Source organism: Streptomyces sp. NPDC094032 (assembly GCF_040303965.1).
Lineage (GTDB): Bacteria > Actinomycetota > Actinomycetes > Streptomycetales > Streptomycetaceae > Streptomyces.
In genome coordinates, this window is the sequence record NZ_JBEOUE010000025.1 from 43,013 (window position 1) to 56,612 (window position 13,600).

Annotated in this window: 18 protein-coding genes; 7 read left to right on the forward strand and 11 right to left on the reverse strand. The window is 73.6% G+C overall.

Going from position 1 to position 13,600, the window contains the following annotated elements; translation table 11 throughout:
* Window positions 1-3 precede the first annotated feature (3 nt).
* The 5 genes from ABTZ54_RS28410 to ABTZ54_RS28430 form a co-directional block, all read right to left on the reverse strand.
* Window positions 4-1,983, reverse strand: a complete 1,980-nt coding sequence (locus ABTZ54_RS28410) for an FUSC family protein (protein ID WP_351668481.1) — start codon at window positions 1,981-1,983, stop codon at window positions 4-6.
* A 66-nt stretch (window positions 1,984-2,049) separates the two neighbouring features.
* On the reverse strand, window positions 2,050-2,286 hold the full coding sequence (locus tag ABTZ54_RS28415) for a DUF2630 family protein (protein ID WP_351668483.1): 237 nt from the start codon (window positions 2,284-2,286) through the stop codon (window positions 2,050-2,052).
* A gap of 56 nt (window positions 2,287-2,342) precedes the next feature.
* Window positions 2,343-2,780: a hypothetical protein gene (locus tag ABTZ54_RS28420; protein ID WP_351668485.1), complete on the reverse strand. Its 438-nt coding sequence runs from the start codon at window positions 2,778-2,780 to the stop codon at window positions 2,343-2,345.
* Window positions 2,777-3,208, reverse strand: coding sequence for a DUF7144 family membrane protein (locus ABTZ54_RS28425; protein ID WP_351668487.1), 432 nt, complete (start codon window positions 3,206-3,208; stop codon window positions 2,777-2,779). Before ABTZ54_RS28425 ends, ABTZ54_RS28420 begins: the two co-directional genes overlap by 4 nt.
* An 82-nt stretch (window positions 3,209-3,290) precedes the next feature.
* Window positions 3,291-4,220 (reverse strand): hypothetical protein, encoded by a 930-nt coding sequence (locus tag ABTZ54_RS28430; RefSeq protein WP_351668489.1) that lies wholly within the window; start codon window positions 4,218-4,220, stop codon window positions 3,291-3,293.
* Window positions 4,221-4,430: 210 nt separating this feature from the next.
* Here ABTZ54_RS28430 and ABTZ54_RS28435 point away from each other — a divergent pair, with 210 nt between their 5' ends.
* From ABTZ54_RS28435 to ABTZ54_RS28445, 3 genes are all read left to right on the forward strand, one after another.
* Entirely contained in the window at window positions 4,431-4,901 is a 471-nt protein-coding gene (locus ABTZ54_RS28435; protein WP_351668618.1) for an RrF2 family transcriptional regulator, read from the forward strand.
* Between the two features lie 94 nt (window positions 4,902-4,995).
* Window positions 4,996-5,418, forward strand: coding sequence for a RidA family protein (locus ABTZ54_RS28440; RefSeq protein ID WP_351668491.1), 423 nt, complete (start codon window positions 4,996-4,998; stop codon window positions 5,416-5,418).
* A gap of 74 nt (window positions 5,419-5,492) precedes the next feature.
* Window positions 5,493-5,900, forward strand: a complete 408-nt coding sequence (locus tag ABTZ54_RS28445; protein WP_351668493.1) for a hypothetical protein — start codon at window positions 5,493-5,495, stop codon at window positions 5,898-5,900.
* Here the strand turns inward: ABTZ54_RS28445 and ABTZ54_RS28450 are convergent.
* The 4 genes from ABTZ54_RS28450 to ABTZ54_RS28465 form a co-directional block, all read right to left on the reverse strand.
* Window positions 5,894-6,292, reverse strand: coding sequence for a hypothetical protein (locus ABTZ54_RS28450; protein WP_351668495.1), 399 nt, complete (start codon window positions 6,290-6,292; stop codon window positions 5,894-5,896). The two genes, ABTZ54_RS28445 and ABTZ54_RS28450, sit on opposite strands and share 7 nt — an antisense overlap.
* Before the next feature lie 86 nt (window positions 6,293-6,378).
* A complete protein-coding gene (locus tag ABTZ54_RS28455; RefSeq protein WP_351668497.1) occupies window positions 6,379-6,828 on the reverse strand; it encodes a universal stress protein in 450 nt (149 codons plus the stop codon).
* A gap of 66 nt (window positions 6,829-6,894) precedes the next feature.
* Window positions 6,895-7,518 (reverse strand): FMN reductase, encoded by a 624-nt coding sequence (locus ABTZ54_RS28460; protein WP_351668499.1) that lies wholly within the window; start codon window positions 7,516-7,518, stop codon window positions 6,895-6,897.
* A gap of 3 nt (window positions 7,519-7,521) precedes the next feature.
* Complete coding sequence (locus ABTZ54_RS28465; protein ID WP_351668501.1) at window positions 7,522-8,610, reverse strand: LLM class flavin-dependent oxidoreductase; 1,089 nt, start codon at window positions 8,608-8,610, stop codon at window positions 7,522-7,524.
* A 142-nt stretch (window positions 8,611-8,752) separates the two neighbouring features.
* Between ABTZ54_RS28465 and ABTZ54_RS28470 the strand changes: the two genes are divergently transcribed.
* The 3 genes from ABTZ54_RS28470 to cobM all read left to right on the forward strand — a co-directional run bounded on the left by ABTZ54_RS28470 (window position 8,753) and on the right by cobM (window position 10,932).
* A complete protein-coding gene (locus tag ABTZ54_RS28470) occupies window positions 8,753-8,893 on the forward strand; it encodes a DUF6126 family protein (RefSeq protein ID WP_351668503.1) in 141 nt (46 codons plus the stop codon).
* A 66-nt stretch (window positions 8,894-8,959) separates the two neighbouring features.
* Entirely contained in the window at window positions 8,960-10,174 is a 1,215-nt protein-coding gene (cbiE, locus tag ABTZ54_RS28475; protein WP_351668505.1) for a precorrin-6y C5,15-methyltransferase (decarboxylating) subunit CbiE, read from the forward strand.
* Window positions 10,175-10,182: 8 nt separating this feature from the next.
* Window positions 10,183-10,932: a precorrin-4 C(11)-methyltransferase gene (gene cobM, locus ABTZ54_RS28480; RefSeq protein ID WP_351668507.1), complete on the forward strand. Its 750-nt coding sequence runs from the start codon at window positions 10,183-10,185 to the stop codon at window positions 10,930-10,932.
* A gap of 92 nt (window positions 10,933-11,024) precedes the next feature.
* On the opposite strand, the gene ABTZ54_RS35735 is transcribed toward cobM, so the two are convergent.
* Window positions 11,025-11,099 carry a 50S ribosomal protein bL37 gene (locus ABTZ54_RS35735; RefSeq protein WP_372460710.1) on the reverse strand — a complete coding sequence of 25 codons (75 nt, stop codon included), beginning with the start codon at window positions 11,097-11,099 and terminating at the stop codon, window positions 11,025-11,027.
* Between the two features lie 104 nt (window positions 11,100-11,203).
* Between ABTZ54_RS35735 and ABTZ54_RS28485 the strand changes: the two genes are divergently transcribed.
* Window positions 11,204-11,965 carry a hypothetical protein gene (locus tag ABTZ54_RS28485; protein ID WP_351668509.1) on the forward strand — a complete coding sequence of 254 codons (762 nt, stop codon included), beginning with the start codon at window positions 11,204-11,206 and terminating at the stop codon, window positions 11,963-11,965.
* Between the two features lie 483 nt (window positions 11,966-12,448).
* Here the strand turns inward: ABTZ54_RS28485 and ABTZ54_RS28490 are convergent, their stop codons facing one another.
* Entirely contained in the window at window positions 12,449-13,594 is a 1,146-nt protein-coding gene (locus ABTZ54_RS28490; protein ID WP_502997330.1) for a cobalt-precorrin-5B (C(1))-methyltransferase, read from the reverse strand.
* Window positions 13,595-13,600: the final 6 nt, after the last annotated feature.

A 13,600-nucleotide genomic window follows, 5' to 3' on the forward strand; every position in this document is an offset into this window, starting at 1 on the left:
TTGCTAGGGGGAGGCGATGGCGCGGGCCGCCCGTACCTCCTGCCGCAGCGGCTCCAGGACGCCCTCCTCGTCGCCGCCGAGATCGGCGTGCACCTCCACCAGGACCTGACTGGACCGCAGCCCCTCGGCGAGCTCCCGCAACTGCCCCTCCACGGCGGCGACCTCGGCCGGTTCGGGCGCGGGCGCGCCGTGGTCCACACGGATGCGGGCGGCGGTGGTGGCGTCCACGATGCGTTCCACGGCGATGGTCAGGGGCCACCAGGCGGCGGCCAGGTCCCCGGCGGGCGGCGGCTCGGTCAGGGCCCGCTGGAACTCGGAGCGCACGGCCGACATGTCCCGGTACAGCGCGCGGCGGGCCCGGTGCCGGCGGGCCGGGTCGTCCCCGGCGGGCGCGCAGAAGGCGAGGGCGACGTATCCGGCGGTGTCCGCGACGGCGTCCGCGAGCCGGTCGGCGACCCGGGTGTGCCAGGACTCGGGCCACAGCAGATACCCGGCGACCAGGGCGATGGCGCAGCCGATCAGCGAGTCGTAGAGCCGGGGCAGCACGAGGTCGAAGCCCTGGTGGTTGAGGAGGTCGGAGAGGAGCAGGATGACCGGGGTGATGGCCGCGGTCTGGAAGGCGTACCCCTTCGCGGAGAACGCCGGGATCAGCGCGGCGAGCAGCATCATCACGGGCACGTCCCACCAGCCGCGCGGCACCGCCGCGAGCACCGGCGCGGCGATCAGCAGCCCGCCGGCGGTGCCGAGGGCGCGCAGCACGGCCCGCGAGAAGACCGAGCCGAAGTCGGGCTTCAGGACGAAGGTGACGGTGAGGGCGACCCAGTACGAGCGGGGCACGGGGATCAGCGAGACCAGCGCCTGGGAGAGGCCGATGCACAGGGCGAGCCGCAGCCCGTACCGCCAGGACGCCTCGGAGAGGAGCACGGCGCGGCCGGTGCGCCGCACCCGGACGCGGAGCGCGGCGGGGCGGCCGAGCCGGTCGGCGCCGGCGCCTTCCTCGGACGGCTTCCTCGCCGGCTCGTGGACGACGCTCGCCGCGTACCGCAGGGCCGCGTCGACGGCGCGCTCCGAGGGGCGGCGGGGCTCGGGCAGGGTGAGCTCGGGCGGCCCGGAGCGGCGCCGGTCGATGGTGTCGGCGAGCGCGCGCACGGCGGCCGGGATCTCCGGCGGCAGCGGGCGGCGGAAGCGCCCCGCGGCGAGATGGGCGGCGGGCGCGGCCTCCAGGAGCGGGACGACCGCGTTGAGCCGGGCGAGCAGCCGGACCAGGCCGGGCGCCCGGCCGTGCTGGCGGGCGCGGCGGGCGAGGACCAGGTCGTAGGACTGGTTGAGGGAGGCGGTGACGGCCTGTCGCTTCTCGTCGTACGCGTCGGAGCCCGCGGCCTCGAAGAGCGCGGCGACGGCCCGGTAGGTCCCGGCGACCGCCGTCCGTTCGGGCGCGCCGCCGCGCAGCGGCCAGCCGAGCAGGGTGAGGACGAGGACCACGACGCCGCCGAGGGTCAGCAGCAGCGGCGCCGTCCACCAGGGCTCGGGCATCGGCAGGCCCGCGCCGACGACGGCGTTGAGGAGCAGCAGCAGTCCGGAGACGGAGGCGACGGCGCCGATCGAGGAGATCATCCCGGAGACGAGCGCGATGAGGGTGAGGACGGCGACGGCGAGCCAGCCCTGCCCGAAGACGAGCGTGCCGAGGGTGACGCCGAGGGCGCCGAAGAGCTGCGGGACGGCGATGTTGAAGATCCGCATCCGGTACGCGTCGGCGGTGTCGCCGATGACCCCGGACAGGGCGCCCATCGACACCAGCGCCCCGTACGCGGGCCGGTCCACGGCGAAGCCGACGGCCAGCGGGGCGGAGAGCGCGACGGCGGCGCGCAGCACGGCGGCCCACGGCACGGGGGTGGGCTGGGGACGGAGTCCCGCGGTGAGCCAGGAGGGTGGGCTGAGCCGGGTGGGTGGGGTGAGCCGGGTGAGCCGTGCGGGTTTCGCCATGGTCCCAAACTTAGGACTGGTCCCAAACCGGGACGAAAACGGGCGACCGAAGCGGCGGCCCCCGGCTCAGTTGCGGTAGCCCTCGACCTCCGCCGCCGGGCGGACGGCCGCGGTGTCCGGGTCCTCGCCGTACTCGCTCTTCGCGCGGCGCTGCCGCAGCAGGTCCCAGCACTGGTCCAGCTGGACCTCCAGCTCGCCCAGCCGGCTGCGTTCCTCGTCCAGGAGGCCGCCGACGCGCTGCCGGAGGGCGCGCTCCTCCTCGACGAGGGAGCCGATGTTCTCAAGGATCGCGTCGTTGTCCATGCCTTCAGCGTGGCCGATCGGCGCCCGGCGCGCAGGTCGAGCGCCGGGCGCCGGGCTCAGTGGCGTACCGCCTGCTGGATCTCGGCCTTCGTGTCGCCGGTGAGGGTCCGGTTGCTGCGGGCCGTACCGGACTTGGACGTTCCGGCCGCGACGCCGTCGATGTTCAGGACGACGGAGTCGAGCAGATTGCCGCCGGGGTCACGGAAGTTGACCCAGACCGTGTAGTCGGCGGTCTTGTCCTTCGGGTTGGTCGCGGTGATCTCGGCGACCGTCCGGTCCCCGTCCTGCGACGTCGCTCCGGCGTTGACGTCGCCGGTCGCGTTCACCCCGTCCTTGACCTCGTTCATCTTCTCCTGGGCGGCGGAGGCGGCCGCCGCGGTGGCCGAGGAGACGATGTCGCCCGCCGCCTGCTTGGCCTGGTCGCAGCCGGTGACGGCCAGGGAGAGGCCGAGCAGCAGCGCGGCCGCGCCCGCCGTGGCGCGGACCCTGGTCACGGGCGCTCGCTGCCGTAGTCGTCGCCCGTGGCCAGCGCCCAGATCACGAAGATCGAGACGGCCATGGAGAACAGCGCCCACCAGGGCTGGTAGGGCAGGAAGAGGAACTGGGCGAGGACGTTCAGGGAGGCGAGCGCGATACCGGCGACCCGGCCCCACTCGGCGCCCTTGAGGATGCCGTAGCCCGCGATGGCGACGACGATGCCGAGGATGAGGTGGATCCAGCCCCAGGTCGTCAGGTTGAACTTGAAGACGTAGTCGCCGACGCGGGCGTAGACGTCGTCCTCGGCGATGCCGACGATGCCCTGGAAGATGTCCATGATGCCGGTGACCAGCATGAGGACACCCGCGAAGAGGGTGCCTCCGGAGGCCCAGGCGTCACTGTTCCCCGAGGTCTGCTTCTGCGGTGGTGCGGTGTTCTGGCTCATGCCCCCATCGTCGGAGCGCCCGCCCGCCCGCGAACCTTCAGTTGAGCCGTACGGGTGAGGGAGGGGCGGGCGCGCCGGTGGATCAGGCCCCGTGGCGGCGGAACAGGGCCAGGGCGACCCCCGCGGCACCGGCGGCGGCGAGCGCGCCGCCGCCCGCGAACAGCAGGGTGCGGTCGGGGGAGCCGCCCGCGGTCAGCTCGGCGCCCGCGGCGACCGAGCCCTTCGGGACGACGGAGGTCTGGCTGTACGTGGTGGGGGTGGTGGCGGTGGTGGTGGTGGTGGCCTTGGCGGACGTGGTGGTCCCGGTGGTCGGCTTCGGCTTCGGCTTCGACGTCGGCGTGGGCTTCGGCGCGGGCGTCGGCTTCTTCGGGGTGGTGCCGCAGTTCTTGGGCGCGGCGGGGAACTTCCGTCCCTCCCAGGGCAGCGACTGCCCGTGGACGCGCATCTGGAGCGTGGGCAGCTCGGGCGCCGGGTCGAGCAGGCCCTTGACGCGGGCGCCGCCGTAGAGGGCGGTGGTGTGGTTCCTGTCGAGGGTCGCGAGCACCTTGCCGTCGCCGCTGCGGGTGAGCCGCGCGACGGGGCCCTTGGGGCCGTTGGACAGCGCCAGGTCCACGTCCTTCCAGGGGGAGCCGGAGAAGCGGGTGACGGTGCAGCCCTCGCGGGTGTCGCTCCAGTCGCCGCCGAAGCCCGGGTTCTCCCAGGAGGACAGGGCGCCGCCGCTGGTGAGGGTGACCCACAGGCCGCCGAACTGGTCGCCCCGGCCCGCGCCGTCGGCCTTCAGCTCGCCGGTGACCTTGCCGCGCGGGTCGTGCAGGACGGCGCGGTAGGAGGCGGGGCCCAGCTTGAAGAGCTCGGCGTGGCCGCCGTCCGCGAGCGGCAGGGTGGCGCCGGACGGGGCCGGGGTCGCCCCGGGGGCGGCGGCGAAGGCGGAGGCGGACGCGGAGGCCGCGGGGGCGAGGACGGCGCCGGCGAGGGCGGCGACGACGACGGAGGTGCGGAGGGAGGTACGCATGACGACTCCTGGAGCGACAGGTGGTGGAAGAGGAGAGCCGCATGCCTGCCTGACTCGCTCGGTGTGACCGGTGGCGGAGGGGGCGTGGCTGCTGGAAGAAATCTATGGATCGTGTACGACTGTGCGATCCCCGGAGTGTCACAGGCGTGTGACACCCCCTCAGAACGCTGGCAGGCCCTATCCTGGACATGTAACATCCAGAATATGAGGATGAACGAAGGCGTCGAATGGGCACTGCACAGCTGCCTCAACCTCGCCTGGATCGGCGAGGACCGCGCGGTCACCGCGGCCCGGCTCGCGGCGTACCACGAGCTGCCCGCCGCGTACCTCAACAAGCAGCTCCAGGCGCTCGTCCGGGCCGGCATCCTCGGCTCGGTCTCGGGCCCCAAGGGCGGTTTCCGGCTGGCCAGGTCGCTGGACCGGATCACCCTCATGGACGTGGTCACGGCCATCGAGGGCCCGGACGAGGCCTTCCGCTGCACCGAGATCCGCGGCCAGGGCCCGGGCGCGGCGGGCCCGCCGTCCGCCGAGTGCGCCATCGCGGGCGCGATGGGCCGGGCCGAGCTGGCCTGGCGGCGGGAGCTGGCGGGCCGGACCCTGGAAGACGTCCGCGCCCAGGCGGAACGGCAGGCACCGGGCGCGCCGGACCGGATCCGGGCCTGGCTCGCCGGGACGGGCTGACGCTGCCGCCGAGCCCCTCACCCGTATCGCTCCACCTCGCTCCACATCAGGATTCCGGACATCGAATGTCCGCCTAACGGGAGGAAGTCATCTCATGAGCGCGACCCACGACCAGCGCACGATCACCAACCCCGCCACCCTGCACGACCCGACCCCCTTCGGCTACAGCCACGCGGCCTCCGCCCCGGGCGAACTCGTCTTCATCGGCGGCCAGTACGCCTCCGACGCGGGCGGCTCCCCCCTCCACACGGACGACTTCGCCGCCCAGGTCGACCTGGCCTTCGCCAACCTGCGGTACGCGCTGGAGGGCGTCGGCCTCGGCTTCGAGCACGTCGTCCGCCTCGGCACGTACATCGTCGATCACGACCTCGCCAGGCTGGAGGTCCTCGGCAAGGCACTCCAGGCCGCCTTCGGCGACCGGCTCCCCGCCCAGACCCTCAGCGGAGTGGCCTCGCTGGCCCTGCCCGGGATGCTCTTCGAGGTCGACGCGGTGGCGGTGCGCCCGGCCGGGGACTGATCCACTTGCGGGGCGCCGGGGGCGGGTGTGCCCTGGAGGGTGCAGGAACGGTTCCGGGGAAAGGAGCTCCTGCCATGGCCGCACACGCAGCGGTACCCGCCCGCAGGCGGGCGCCGAGCACGCACGGCTGGGCCGTGCCCGCCACGCTCGGCATCCTCTACGGTCTCTACGCCCCGGTCATCGTCCGCGACGGCGGCGCCCTGACCTGGGGCCAGCTCTGGCTCGGCCTGATCAGCGCCGTCGTCGTCGCGGTCGGCATCTACACCCTCCGCCGCTACGGCGGGCGGCTGCGACGCGAGCTGCGCGCCGTGGCCTGGGGCGCCTTCAGCGGCATCGCGATCGGCTTCCTCTACAGCCTCTCCGGCGGCAGCATCTACTCGTCGACGCTGCTCGGACTGATCGTGGCGGCGGTCAACGGCGGCGCCGCCTTCTACCTCTTCTACACCCACGAGGACGCGTCCGGCCGCCCCGCGCCCTACTGACCCCGCCCGGACCGGCGCCGGTGGTACGCCACCGCCACCGCGACGAGCAGGACGGGCCAGGCCACGAGCGGCAGATAGCAGCCGAGGAACAGGGCCTCCTGGGCGGCGGTGAACGACAGGCCGTCGCCCTGGCCGAGCCCCGAGGACACGGTGTACGCGGACCAGCCGTACGCCGCGACAAGACCGGCCGCCCCCGCGAGCGCGGCCCCGGTGGCCGCCCGCGCGGCCACCGGCCGGCCGCCGACCAGGGGCAGCCACCCGGGGAAGACCTCGCCCCAGCCCCGTACGAGCCCGAGCGTGAGCAGGGCGAGGCCCTCGGACAGGACGCTCAGGCCGACCATGTAGGCCAGCAGCCCCGGACCCGGATCGCTGTACGGCGAGGGCAGGGCCACCGGCAGCCCGAAGGCGAGCCCGAGCCGCCACCGGCCTCGTCCCCGGACCGGTCCCGCTACTCCTACTCCTACTCCTGCTCCTACCCCTACTCCTTCTCCTCGCCCGGGATCTCCCCGCGCACGACCACCACCGGGCAGGGCGCGTGCTGGGTGACGTGGGAGGAGACGGAGCCCAGGACCGCCGCCTTGAAGCCGCTGTAGCCGCGGTCGCCGACCACCAGGAGGGACGCGCCCTCGGCCTGGTCGATCAGGGCCTGGGCCGCGTTGCCGCTGACGACGGTGCGGGTGGCCGCGGCGGCGGTGTCGGGGGTGAGGGCCTGGTTGAGGGACTCGTCGAGGACCTGCTTCGCCAGGCGTTCCGGGTCGAACTCGGGCGGGACGCCCGGCATGAGGGTGGCCCAGGAGGCCGGGAACTCCCAGCTGGTCACCGTATGGAGGGAGTCCCCGGTCAGCGCGGCCTGCGCCGCCGCCCACTTCAGCGCCCTCAGGGACGGAGCCGAGCCGTCCACGCCCACCACGATCCTGCCGCCGGCCATGACCGACCTCCGTTTCGCTGTCGGGAGGCCCCGTGCGGAGACCTCCCGACCAACGTAACAAATGGATCAATCCAGCCGCAGGTCGGCCAATTGACGCTCGAACGGGATGATCTCGTCCTCATCGGCCGCGCGGGCGGGCCGCGCCGCGACCAGGCCGGCGAACTCCTGCCCGGCCCGGTTGATCCGGGAGGGCAGCCCTTCGGTGTACTCGTCGCCGCCCGAGCCCCAGTCCTCCGACGCCGCGTAGACGGCGGTCGGGGCGACCAGGGCCCGCAGGTACGCGAAGAGCGGGCGCAGGGCGTGGTCCAGGACCAGCGAGTGGCGGGCGGTGCCGCCGGTGGCGCCGATCAGGACGGGGACGCCGGTCAGCGCGGCCGGGTCGATCAGGTCGAAGAAGGACTTGAACAGACCGCTGTACGAGGCCGTGAAGACCGGGGTCACGGCGATGACCCCGTCGGCGCCGGTCACCGCGTCGATCGCCGCGCCCAGCTTCTCGGAGGGGAAGCCGGTGACGAGGTTCTTCGCTATGTCGAGGGCCAGGTCGCGCAGCTCGACGACCTCGACGTCGACCGCGTACTCCTGCTCGGCCAGCCGGTAGCGGGTCGCCTGGACGAGCCGGTCGGCGAGCAGCCGGGTGGAGGAGGGGGAGCTGAGGCCGGCCGAGACGGCGACCAGCTTGAGGGTCCGCATGGCTTACGACTCCTTCGGGGTGCGGTGCGCGGTGACGGCGGGGTGGAGCGGGGCGGTGGCGGGGACGTCGGCGGGCCGCAGGTTCGCGAACTCCTTGCGGAGCACCGGGACGACCTCCTCGCCGAGGATGTCGAGCTGCTCCAGGACGGTCTTCAGGGGCAGACCGGCGTGGTCGACCAGGAAGAGCTGACGCTGGTAGTCGCCGACGTAGTCGCGGAAGGAGAGGGTCCGCTCGATGACCTCCTGCGGCGAGCCGACGGTCAGCGGGGTCTCGCGGCTGAACTCCTCCAGGGAGGGGCCGTGGCCGTAGACCGGCGCGTTGTCGAAGTACGGGCGGAACTCCCGTACGGCGTCCTGCGAGTTCTTCCGGATGAAGACCTGGCCGCCGAGGCCGACGATGGCCTGCTCGGGGGTGCCGTGGCCGTAGTGGGCGTACCGCTGCCGGTAGAGCCGGACCATCTTCTCGGTGTGCTGCTTGGGCCAGAAGATGTGGTTGGCGAAGAAGCCGTCACCGTAGTAGGCGGCCTGCTCGGCGATCTCCGGGGAGCGGATGGAGCCGTGCCAGACGAACGGCGGGACGCCGTCCAGCGGGCGCGGGGTGGCCGTGAAGCCCTGGAGCGCGCTGCGGAACTTGCCTTCCCAGTCGACCACGTCCTCCCTCCACAGCCTGTGGAGGAGCGCGTAGTTCTCGATGGCGAGCGGGATGCCCTGGCGGATGTCCTGACCGAACCACGGGTAGACCGGCCCGGTGTTGCCGCGGCCCATCATCAGGTCGACGCGGCCGTCGGCGAGGTGCTGGAGGGTCGCGTAGTCCTCGGCGATCTTCACCGGGTCGTTGGTGGTGATGAGGGTGGTGGAGGTGGAGAGGATCAGGTTCTCCGTGCGGGCCGCGATGTGTCCGAGCAGCGTCGTCGGGGAGGACGGGACGAACGGCGGGTTGTGGTGCTCGCCGGTCGCGAAGACGTCCAGACCGACCTCCTCGGCCTTGAGCGCGATGGCGACGGTGTTCTTGATCCGCTCGTACTCGGTGGGGGTACGCCCGGTGGTGGGGTCGGCCGTCACGTCGCCGACGGTGAAGATCCCGAACTGCATCGTGCTCACCTCTCGCGTTTCCCGGCGCCTGTCGCGCCGGGTGGTGGAACCTGTGATGGTTGAATCGTGATGGTTGAATCTTAAATCACCACCTGGAACGGCGTACAGTGCCCCGCTATTCCCGGGCCGTACCCTGGGGGACATGACCGATCCCGGCATGGACACCGAGCGCTGGAAGGAGCGGGGCGTGATGCTCCGCGTCTTCGTGTACGTCTTCGCGACGCACGCCTTCGCGGGCTTCGTCTGGCTGCTCTTCTACGTGGGGCAGAACGCGCGGAAGTGACCGGGCGGGGCGCCGGGAAGCGACCGCGCGGCGGCCCCCCGCCCCTGCTCACGTAGAGTCCCCGGCGTGAACGCTGCGATATCGGTCGTCGGAATCGGCGCGGACGGCTGGGACGGGCTCCCCGAGGCCTCCCGCCGCGCCCTGCGCGCCGCCGAGGTGCTCATCGGCGGCCCCCGTCAGCTCGGCCTGCTGCCCGCCGCCGACTGCCCCGGCGCCCACGTCACCTGGCCCACCCCGCTGCTCCCCGCCGTGCCCGGCCTGCTCGCCGCGCACGAGGGGCGCCGGATCGCGGTCCTGGCCAGCGGCGACCCGATGTTCTACGGGATCGGCCGCACCCTCGCCGGCCTCCTCGGCCCGGACCGCCTCGACGTCCTGCCGCACCCGTCCTCCGTCTCGTACGCCTGCGCCCGGCTCGGCTGGCCCCTGGAGGCCACCGAGACCGTCTCCCTCGTCGCCCGGCCCCTCGACGCCCTCACCTCCCGGCTGCACGACGGGCGCCGCCTGCTGCTGCTCGGCGAGGGCGCCGACTCCCCGGCGCGGGTCGCGGCGCTGCTGCGCGAGCGGGGCTGGGGCGGCACCCGGATGCGGGTCCTGGAACAGCTCGGCTCCGCGCGCGAGCGGCTCCTCGACGGCACGGCTGCGGAGTGGCCCCACGAGCGCACCGACCCGCTCCACGTCATCGCCCTCGACTGCGTACGCGCGCCCGGGACGCTCCGGCTCGGCGTCACGCCCGGCCTGCCCGACGAGGCGTACGAGCACGACGGGCAGCTCACCAAGCGGTACGTCCGCGCCGCCACGCTCGCCGCGCTGGCGCCCGCCCCCGGCGAACTGCTCTGGGACATCGGCGGCGGCTCCGGCTCGATCGGCATCGAGTGGACGCGCGCCCACCGCGACTGCCGGGCGATTGCCGTGGAGAAGTCCCCGGAGCGCGCGGCACGCATCACGCGCAACGCGGCGGCCCTGGGCGTCCCCGGCCTGCGGGTGATGACGGCGGCGGCCCCAACCGGCCTCACCGACCTCCCCACCCCCCACGCGATCTTCATCGGCGGCGGTCTCACGGCCCCCGGCCTGCTCGACGCCTGCTGGGACGCGCTCCGCCCCGGCGGCCGGCTCGTCGCCAACACGGTGACGATGGAGTCCGAGGCGCTGCTCGCCGAGCGCTACCGCCGCCACGGCGGCGAACTGATCCGGCTCGCCGTCGCCGCCGCCGTGCCGGTGGGCGGCTTCACCGGCTGGCGCCAGGCGATGCCGGTCACGCAATGGTCCGTAACGAAGGGTTGAACACCGACATGACCGTCTACTTCATCGGCGCGGGCCCCGGCGCGGCCGACCTGATCACCGTGCGCGGCGCGCGGACCCTGGCGAAGTGCGGGGTCTGCCTCTACGCGGGCTCGCTCGTCCCCACGGAACTCCTCGCCGAGTGCCCGCCGGACGCGAAGCTGGTCGACACGGCCCGGATGGACCTGGACCAGATCGTCGCGGAGATCGCCGCCGCCCACGAGGCCGGCCAGGACGTGGCCCGCCTCCACTCCGGCGACCCGTCGGTCTTCAGCGCCATGGCCGAGCAGATGCGCCGCCTGGACGCGGCGGGCATCCCGTACGAGGTGGTCCCCGGCGTCCCGGCCTTCGCGGCGGCAGCGGCGGCCCTGAAGCGCGAACTGACGGTCCCGACCGTCGGCCAGACGGTCATCCTCACCCGCATCGCCCAGCAGGCCACCCCCATGCCGGAGGGCGAGGACCTGGCGACCCTCGGCCGCAGCGGCGCGCTCCTGGTCCTCCACCTGGCCGCCCGCTACGCCGACCGCGTCGTCGCCGAACTCGTCCCCCACTACGGCGAGGACTGCCCCGCCGCCGTCGTCGCGATGGCCAGCCGCCCGGACGAGATCGTCCTGCGCGGCACGCTCGCGGACATAGCGGACCAGCTCAAGACCTCGGGCATCACCAAGACCGCCGTGATCCTGGTGGGCCGCACCCTGGCCGCCTCGGAGTTCCGAGACAGCCACCTGTACGACCCGTCCCGGGACCGCCACACCTGCTGAAGGGGCGGCGTCCCGGGACCGCCACGCTGTGGAACGGGCGGCGTCCCGGGACCGCCACGCCTGCTGAAGGGCGGCGGCCCGGGCACCGCGCCTCAGGTGTTGGGCCGCTTCCCGTGGTTGGCGCCCTTCTTCTTCCGCGCCCGACGCTTGTTGCCTCGCTTCGACATGGCGTGCCTCCCGGTTTCGTGGGGATTCTGCGGGGGTTTGCCCTGGCAAGCCTAGGTTCGGGGGGAGGGGGGCGCATGTCAGACGCGTCTGCTCCCATGGGGACATGACCGTTCACGACGTGGCCCGGGCGCTGCCGGGCATCGAGGAACTGCGCGACCACTCCCGGGCGCTCGCGATGCTGGACGCGGTGCTGAGCCCGGAGTGGGAGGGGCGGTACTACTCGTTCGACGCGGCCGAGGACCGGGCGAGCATGCGGAACGGCTGCGGCGACGAGTACGTCATCGCCTTCTCCCCGGCGGGCGCCTACGTCGAGGGCTTCGACCACGAGTCGCCGATGAGCCCCTGGGCCCGCATGGCGGACCCGGAGGTGTGGCCCGGCGTCCTCGACGACCTGCCGGATGCCTTCCGCCCGTACGTGTCCCAGCCCGACGACGAGCCCCCGTCCGTCACCGCCTGCCTGTGGCGGACCCCGGCCGACCCCGCCTGGCGCACCGGCACCATCGACTTCCCCACCCGCGAGGGCGACGCGGCCCCCGACGGCGCGGAGTACGTCTTCGAGCTCCTCGTCGACCGCTCGGCGGAGGCGTACGCGGAGTGGGCCACGGACTACTACGAGACGGAGCCCGAGGTCGACGTGGAGGCGGTCCGCCACGTCCTGGCCCTGCGCCCGCTGACCGAGGCGGTCGTCAGATCCCTCAACCCGGAGCTGGACCCGACGGACCTGGCGGAGGGCATCGCGGAGATCGGCTACCCGACGGACGACCCGTTCCCGCCCGTCACGGAGGCCGAGCGGGCGGCGGCACGCGCCGAGCTCGCGGAGATCGACGCGGAGCACGAGCGCCGCCGGACCCTCAGACGGGAGTGACACCCCACTCCGGCCCCAGCACCCCCATCACCACCGCCGCGTCCACCGGCTCGCCCTCCCGCTCGGTGCGGAAGCCGGCCTTCTCGTAGGCGCGGGGCCCGTACGGCCGCGAAGCACCGGACTTGGCTTTCGAGCCGACCGGACCTGATGCGTTGGCATGAGGCCGACGGGGGACGGTCCGGGCTGCGACGTGGCCTGTGGTGACAAGTGCGGCCTGGCGGGCTATGCCTGGCTGTCGGGCTGCTCTCCGTCGCCGCCGTCGATTGATAGGTGAAGGCGGCCCACGCTCGCTCCGGCCGTCTGCGGGTCTCCGTGGGGCAGGGAGCGCGAACGACAGGAGGCGTGGCCGGGGGCGGTGGGTGGCTGGGGGAGGCATACGTGACGGACGGCCGTCCGGCTTTCCCGCCGTCGTGGCGTGCTTTCGTGGGCTGGGGTCACGACGGGGCTCCAAGGGGGCTCACCGGTGTCGCGGCGCCGAGTCGGTCAGTGGCCCGGCCCCGCCACCCCCGACCGCCCCACCACGACCCCCGCCCGGTCGATGCACACCACGTCCACCGCCACCGGCGCGCCCCGCAGGACCGCCAAGGCCTCGTCTCGGGCTCGGGTGGCGACCAGGTCGCCCAGGGGGACTCCGGCGGATTCGCAGAGGCGGAGGGCGGCGAGGCCTGTGTTGGCGGTGGTGATTTCGGTGGTCAGGGGGGTGGAGGCGCCGGCTGTGCGGGCCAGGGTGGCCAGGAAGGGTTTGTCTACCTGGGAGCGGGCCGAGTGGAGGTCCAGGTGGCCGGCGGCCAGTTTGGAGAGTTTTGCGAAGCCGCCGCAGATCGTGAGGCGGTCCACCGGGTGGCGGCGGATGTACTTCAGGACCGCGCCCGCGAAGTCGCCCATGTCGAGGAGGGCGAGTTCTGGTAGGTCGTAGAGGGTGGTGACGGTTTTTTCCGAGGTGGAGCCTGTGCAGCCTGCGACATGGGTCAGGCCGGCCGCGCGGGCGACGTCGACGCCTCGGCGGATCGAGTCGATCCAGGCCGAGCACGAGTACGGGACGACGACGCCCGTCGTGCCGAGGATCGACAGGCCGCCGAGGATGCCGATCCTCGGGTTCCAGGTGGAGCGGGCGATCTCCGCGCCGTCGTCCACGGAGATCGTGATCTCGACGTCGCCGCTCCCGCCGTGCGCCCCCGCGACCGCCGCCACGTGGTCGCGCATCATCTGGCGCGGGACCGGGTTGATCGCCGGTTCGCCTACCTCCAGCGGCAGGCCGGGGAGGGTGACCGTGCCGACGCCCGGACCGGCCCGGAAGACCACGCCCGAGCCCGGCGGCAGGAGCCGTACCGTCGAGCGGATCAGCGCGCCGTGCGTCACGTCCGGGTCGTCGCCCGCGTCCTTCACCACCCCGGCCGTCGCCGAGCCCGCGCCGGGGTCTCGCGACTCCACCGCCAGCGCGAAGGACGGGGTCTGGCCCTTCGGCAGCGTGATCGTCACCGGGTCCGGGAACTCCCCGGTGAGCAGCGCCGTGTACGCGGCGGTCGTCGCCGCCGTCGCGCAGGCACCGGTCGTCCAGCCGGGGCGCAGACCGGTGTGCTTGAGTTGGGCCTCGCGCCCGCCGCCGGAACTCGTCGCACTCACGCTCACGGATGG

Coding starts and splice junctions, on each gene's coding strand:
- ABTZ54_RS28430 (WP_351668489.1), bottom strand. CDS start 4,220: ATGCGTACCTCCCTCCGCACCTCCGTCGTCGTCGCCGCCCTCGCCGGC.
- ABTZ54_RS28485 (WP_351668509.1), top strand. CDS start 11,204: ATGACCGTTCACGACGTGGCCCGGGCGCTGCCGGGCATCGAGGAACTG.
- ABTZ54_RS28455 (WP_351668497.1), bottom strand. CDS start 6,828: ATGGCCGGCGGCAGGATCGTGGTGGGCGTGGACGGCTCGGCTCCGTCC.
- ABTZ54_RS28410 (WP_351668481.1), bottom strand. CDS start 1,983: ATGGCGAAACCCGCACGGCTCACCCGGCTCACCCCACCCACCCGGCTC.
- cobM (WP_351668507.1), top strand. CDS start 10,183: ATGACCGTCTACTTCATCGGCGCGGGCCCCGGCGCGGCCGACCTGATC.
- ABTZ54_RS28460 (WP_351668499.1), bottom strand. CDS start 7,518: ATGCGGACCCTCAAGCTGGTCGCCGTCTCGGCCGGCCTCAGCTCCCCC.
- ABTZ54_RS28415 (WP_351668483.1), bottom strand. CDS start 2,286: ATGGACAACGACGCGATCCTTGAGAACATCGGCTCCCTCGTCGAGGAG.
- ABTZ54_RS28470 (WP_351668503.1), top strand. CDS start 8,753: ATGACCGATCCCGGCATGGACACCGAGCGCTGGAAGGAGCGGGGCGTG.
- ABTZ54_RS28440 (WP_351668491.1), top strand. CDS start 4,996: ATGAGCGCGACCCACGACCAGCGCACGATCACCAACCCCGCCACCCTG.
- ABTZ54_RS28435 (WP_351668618.1), top strand. CDS start 4,431: ATGAACGAAGGCGTCGAATGGGCACTGCACAGCTGCCTCAACCTCGCC.
- ABTZ54_RS28425 (WP_351668487.1), bottom strand. CDS start 3,208: ATGAGCCAGAACACCGCACCACCGCAGAAGCAGACCTCGGGGAACAGT.
- ABTZ54_RS28465 (WP_351668501.1), bottom strand. CDS start 8,610: ATGCAGTTCGGGATCTTCACCGTCGGCGACGTGACGGCCGACCCCACC.
- ABTZ54_RS28445 (WP_351668493.1), top strand. CDS start 5,493: ATGGCCGCACACGCAGCGGTACCCGCCCGCAGGCGGGCGCCGAGCACG.